Origin of the sequence: Streptomyces sp. NBRC 110035 (assembly GCF_000829695.1) — a bacterium.
Classification (GTDB): domain Bacteria; phylum Actinomycetota; class Actinomycetes; order Streptomycetales; family Streptomycetaceae; genus Streptomyces.
In genome coordinates, this window is record NZ_BBNN01000011.1 from 1 (window position 1) to 978 (window position 978).

At 73.7% G+C, this 978-nt stretch carries 1 protein-coding gene; it reads right to left on the bottom strand.

Annotated features, from left to right (window positions below; genetic code table 11):
- Positions 1-978: polyketide synthase dehydratase domain-containing protein (locus tag TU30_RS00085; protein WP_042162991.1), on the bottom strand; the 978-nt coding region annotated here is incomplete at both ends.

Genomic DNA, 978 nt, shown 5'->3' on the forward strand with positions numbered 1-978 from the left:
GCAGCCGACCTCACCAGACCACTGACCGGGGCGTCCGTCAGTTCCCCCGTGCCGTCGGACGCGCCGACGACGAAGATCAGACGGGACGTGGCGAACCTCTCCTCCGCCAGCCAGTCCCGCACCAGCTCCAGGGCCCGAGCAGCCGCCCGGTGCGCCGACTCGACGACGTCCGGCAGGGAGTTCGTCACGGCGACCAGTACCGTGCCGGGCACGTCGTTCGCCGCCAGTGTCTCGAGGTCCTCGGCGGTGACCAGACCGTCCGCGTCGGCGGCGATCGCAGCGAGGATCTCGTCGCCGAGCAGTGCGACCGGTTCAGGGGAAAGGGTGCCGGTTGCGGCACGGGCGGGCACCCAGTCCACGTGGTAGAGGGGCTTCGCGCTGTTCCCGGACCCGCCGTCGGTGGCCGAGGCGGACCGTACGACGAGGGACTCCACCGAGGCGACGGGAGCGCCGGCCGGGTCGGCCAGCTCGACGGCCAGGGAGTCGTCACCGGTCCTGGTCAGCCGGACGCGCAGCGCCGAGGCGCCGGAGGCGTGCAGGCGCACGCCCTCCCAGGAGAAAGGCACACCGCCGAGCGGGGTCTCGTCACCGTCGTCGCCGGCGAAGGCGAAGGAGGCGTGCAGGGCGGCGTCGAACAGGGCCGGGTGGAGACCGAAGGTGCCGCCGTCGACGGCGTCGGCCAGCGCCACCTCGGCGAAGACCTCGTCACCCCGGTGCCAGGCGGCACGCAGGCCCCGGAAGACCGGTCCGTAGCGGAGGCCGGCTTCGGCCAGTACGTCGTAGCAGTCGGTGACGTCGACCGGTCGGGCGTCCTCCGGGGGCCACACGGACGTGTCGAAGCCGGAGCGCACGACGGTCGTCTCGTCGGCCAGCGTGCCCGAGGCATGCAGGACCCAGGAGCCGCGGTCGTCGTCCGCGTCGTGTCGCGAGTGAACGGCGACGCTGCGGCACCCCGCCCCGTCCGGCTCGCCGACGGTG